This is a genomic window from Microcoleus sp. Pol8_D6 (assembly GCF_036700965.1).
Lineage (GTDB): Bacteria > Cyanobacteriota > Cyanobacteriia > Cyanobacteriales > Microcoleaceae > Microcoleus.
In genome coordinates, this window is the sequence record NZ_JAUBPW010000137.1 from 1 (window position 1) to 4,357 (window position 4,357).

Sequence of the window (4,357 nt, forward strand, 5' to 3'; positions counted from 1 at the left end):
GCCGCTTTTACCAACAAGGTATGCGGGCTGCAACCCTGATTCGGTCTATCTCTTAGGCATCTTTGTCACCCCCCCAGCTGTTACTGATACAATGTTGAGATCACGCAGGGATTGAAAGAGACTGCGGGATAAAATTGCTCTCAGAGTGCGATCGGATATAACCATTGACAATAGGGCAACGCAGGACACTGCATTGCCATTTCCCTACCTCAAGATAATCAATCTTCCTCGATAAGAGATATAACCATCGCCCGATTAATTGTAGGGGAACCGCACGGCGTCGTCTCCTGACTGTAGGGAGTATAAATTCCGATACCACCGGATTTGATATAACTCCTATTTCATACATTCAACCATCTGCTGTTCCAGCTTAGCCAACAATGTATCCACATCGGTTGCCGCTTCCTCAAAACAAACAGGAGGTTCAGGCTTAGGTTCAAAAAAAATTAACTTAATTTGACCTTCACCGATCGCCAAAATCGCCACTTCTGTCTCAGGTTTGTGAGCATTCAAAACACCTACAACTTCCTGAATATGACTTTTTACTTGACGGTTCAACTCCTCAACCGCCTCTTTCTTACAATACACAAAACGCGCAGTTTCTGCAACATCAATTGCCAAAATCTCCTCGCTTTCCTCTCCCCTTTCCAGAAATAGCCCCCAAGCCAAAGCAGCCAATTCATTTTGATTAGCTTTCACGAATTTATCTAATTTGCGGCTCCAGCTATTTTCGTTGGGTTTGGACTCAGGGCTATCAAATAGAAACATTTTCTCTTCTTGCTTGTAGAAACTAATATTTTGCAGTCAGTTGTCAGTTAGCAGTTGGCGGTTGGCAGTTGGCTGTTGACTGTTGTCATTAGTTACCCATGCCCAATGGCCCATCCCCAATTACAAATTAGCAATTCCCAATTACCCAAAACCGCTGCGTTTCTATCTTATACCAGATTGCACGCGCCAGAGCGCCGCATAAATTCCGTCCTGTTCGATCAGTTGTTCGTGCTGCCCCGATTCTACCACTAGCCCCTCTTCCATGACACAAATGCAATCGGCATTGCGGACAGTAGAAAGACGGTGGGCGATCGCAATTGTAGTGCGATTCTTGGTAATTCGTTCGAGAGATCGCTGAATTGCCGCCTCCGTCTCGTTATCCACCGCTGAAGTAGCTTCGTCAAGAATCAAAATCGGCGGATTCTTCAAAACAGCCCGCGCAATTGCAATTCGCTGCCGCTGCCCCCCCGACAATTTTTGACCGCGTTCCCCAACAATAGTGTTGTAACCGTCCGGCAATTGGGCGATAAACTCGTGAGCCTCCGCAATTTTAGCAGCATTTACTATCTCTCGATTAGTTGCCTCAAAACTGCCGTAAGCAATATTTTCTGCCACCGTACCGTGAAACAAAAACACATCTTGACTCACCAATCCGATCGCTCTCCGCAAATCTTTTAAATTCAGGTTATTTAGTTCTATACCGTCGAGATAAATATTGCCATGCTGTACCTCGTACAGCCTCAATATCAGTTTCACCAGCGTACTTTTTCCCGAACCAGTAGCGCCAACAATTGCAGTAGTTTTTCCCGCAGGCAGAGTCAGAGAAAAATACTGCAAAATGGGCTTTCTTTGATTGTAAGAAAAAGTAACATTTTTAAATTCCAACTCACCCTTAATCGAACTAACAGGCCGCCGAATATCACCCGTATGAATTGCGATCGGAGTATCCAACAAATTCATCACCCGATTAGTAGAAGCCATGGCGCGCTGGTATTGATCCAGAGTATTTCCCAGGCGAGTCAGAGGCCACAGCAACCGCTGGGTCAAAAACACCAAAACGCTGTAAGTTCCCACAGACAATCGGCCCGCCACCACCTCCAAACCGCCCAGAAATAGTGTTGCAATAAACCCCAAGAAAATCACAACCCGAATCAGCGGAATAAAAGCTGCCGAAAGTACGATCGCCCGTCGGTTGCTTTGGCGGTAAGCTTGGCTTTGTGCTTCGATGCGCTGAATTTCATAATCTTCGGAAGTAAAACTTTTAATAGTAGTAATTCCCATCAAATTATTCGACAGTTGTCCGTTCAGAAAACTCACCTTTTCCCGCACGTCAGCATAGAAAGGAGCAAGGCGATTTTGAAAGGCGATCGAACCCCAAATAATAAAAGGTATCGGCAGCATTGACAGCCCAGCAACACCAGGAGAGGCAGCAAAAAAAGCCGCGCCAATCACAACAACAGTGGTAATTACCTGAATCACCTCATTAGCACCGTCGTCCAAAAAACGTTCGAGTTGATTGATATCATCATTGAGAATAGAAATCAAACCGCCCGTGCTGCGTTCTTCAAAATAAGCTAATTCTAATTCCTGCAAATGGCTGTAAGCTTCCAGACGCAAATCGTGTTCAATATCCTGAGCCAAATTGCGCCACAAATAATCATAGGCATATTCAAAAACAGATTCCAATGTCCAAACAATCAAACTCACAAAAGTAATAATTGCCAGTTGCCAAAAGACATCTTTTATGCCCCACTCAGCGAGGATAGAATCTTGCTGTTTTACCACCACATCAACGGCAATACCGATTAATGCTGGCGGCGCTAAATCAAAGAATTTATTCAGCAGGGAACAGATACTTGCCAGCCAAGCTTTCAGGCGGTAGCGGCGGCCGTACTTCAGCAGCCACTTTAGGGGATGGACAGGTTTTAATGGATTTGGTGATGCTTGAGAATCATTCATAGGGCATGGGGCATGGGAAATAGGGCCGAGAATTAAAAATTAGTAGGGTGCTCGGCGCGCACCTTACCCTTGTTTAATTTTTAATTCTCAAATGCCCGGTTCCTAGGCTTTAAACGTTAACACTGGCTTCACTGTAGACATTTTTTGACCGATTGACAAATCCACACTAGATCAATTCTGTGAAGTCAGCAGTTTAATCTAAAATCTAAAATCTAAAATCTAAAATCTAAAATCTAAAATTTATTGACGGTGAATGCCACACAGCTCTTTGAACAACTCGCGGACGCATCGGGCTATTACTCGCTGGCGGGCTAGTTTGACAGGAGTGCCGCCCTTTTTGCGCCGCCTCAAATTTTCAGCCGGCGACATTTCCTCCGCATCGACACCGTGACCGTAAACAAATTTTAGTGGTGGATTGTTGCGCGCAACTTCCAGGCGACAGAAACACCACTGCCAAAGTGCTTTCCTGCACAGCGCGCTGCCAGATTGTTTACCCTTTTTCTTCTGGCCGCTATCTTCGCGAATCACTCCCATGCCGACGGCTCGCATGAAACGGCGCTCGGACAGTTTGAGTTTTGATTCCTTCCCGGTCTGGCGGTTTTTGCGGATTTTTACTTCCGGTCGCCCATCTTGGAGAAAATCTTGGATTGGATAGATTGCTCCGAGCAAATAGCCCTGGAGTTGATAGCCAAACCCGAATTTTGTGAAAATCTGTCGGTATTCATCAAACTGCGGATGGTCAATCAGTTGCACCAACTGTTTTTTAAGAGTGAATATTTCTTCCTCAATTTCGCAATACTGCTTAGCAGCCCAGCGCGTTTGAGGCTCTATGCCGGAGCCGATCGTTGCTTCCAAAATGCGATCGTACTTTTTCGATTTCCTTTTTCCTGCAAGCCAGCCCCACAGCAGCGGCGCCAAATCATCTTGGAGCTTAGCCGATCGCACTAAAGCAACCTCTGGAAGTTGCCAAGCTAGTTCCTGCCTCATTCTGTTGATTATGGGACTTTGGAGTCGGTTGAGGTGCTCGAGTCGCAAACAGATATTCTTAATCTGACTAACCAGGGGGTCGCGGATTTTAAGGTAGCTACTTTCTGCTGGCTTGTCAAAGTACCAACAGGCGATCGCAAATGCGTCAATGTCATCGGTCTTCGCTCCGCTCTTGCCTTCCTTTCCCATTAGCTCTGCCCTGTAGTTGGGTAGCTTGCTGTTGGAAATCATGCGAATTTCGCAGCCCCAATCGCCAAGCTTGTTTACCCAGAGCCGTGCATAGTTTATGCCTGTCGGTTCGCAAATGGCTATTACTTTGTCAGCTTGGAAGCTGTCAATTTTTGCTTTTAATCGATTCAAGTTTTCAATGTTCGCTTGATACACTTCGATGTCGGCGTCGAAGTAATAATCACGGGGATTGCTGGGTTTTTCCAGCATGAAGCACGCGGCGATTGATGACCGAGAAACGTCAATGCCGACGATTAAATATTTCATCTAATTGTGGGAGAGAAAGGGGTTGAGAATAAGGACGAGTGAGCCTACGAATCTCCCAAAAGCACAAGTGCTTATACCAATTTCCTAAAATAGTGCTACAGTTAGTAGGTGTACCTTTGGTGAATTAGTACCCAAATATAAAGAATAA

Annotated in this window: 3 protein-coding genes; all 3 read right to left on the reverse strand. The window is 45.6% G+C overall.

Annotated elements, in window-relative coordinates; translation table 11 throughout:
- Positions 1 to 336: 336 nt before the first annotated feature.
- The 3 genes from ccmS to QUA10_RS28575 all read right to left on the reverse strand — a co-directional run bounded on the left by ccmS (position 337) and on the right by QUA10_RS28575 (position 4,209).
- Positions 337 to 768, reverse strand: coding sequence for a beta-carboxysome assembly chaperone CcmS (gene ccmS / locus QUA10_RS28565; RefSeq protein WP_333085894.1), 432 nt, complete (start codon positions 766 to 768; stop codon positions 337 to 339).
- Positions 769 to 930: 162 nt separating this feature from the next.
- Complete coding sequence (locus tag QUA10_RS28570) at positions 931 to 2,727, reverse strand: ABC transporter ATP-binding protein (protein WP_333085896.1); 1,797 nt, start codon at positions 2,725 to 2,727, stop codon at positions 931 to 933.
- A gap of 240 nt (positions 2,728 to 2,967) precedes the next feature.
- Positions 2,968 to 4,209 carry an IS110 family transposase gene (locus tag QUA10_RS28575; protein WP_333085899.1) on the reverse strand — a complete coding sequence of 414 codons (1,242 nt, stop codon included), beginning with the start codon at positions 4,207 to 4,209 and terminating at the stop codon, positions 2,968 to 2,970.
- Between the last annotated feature and the right edge of the window lie 148 nt (positions 4,210 to 4,357).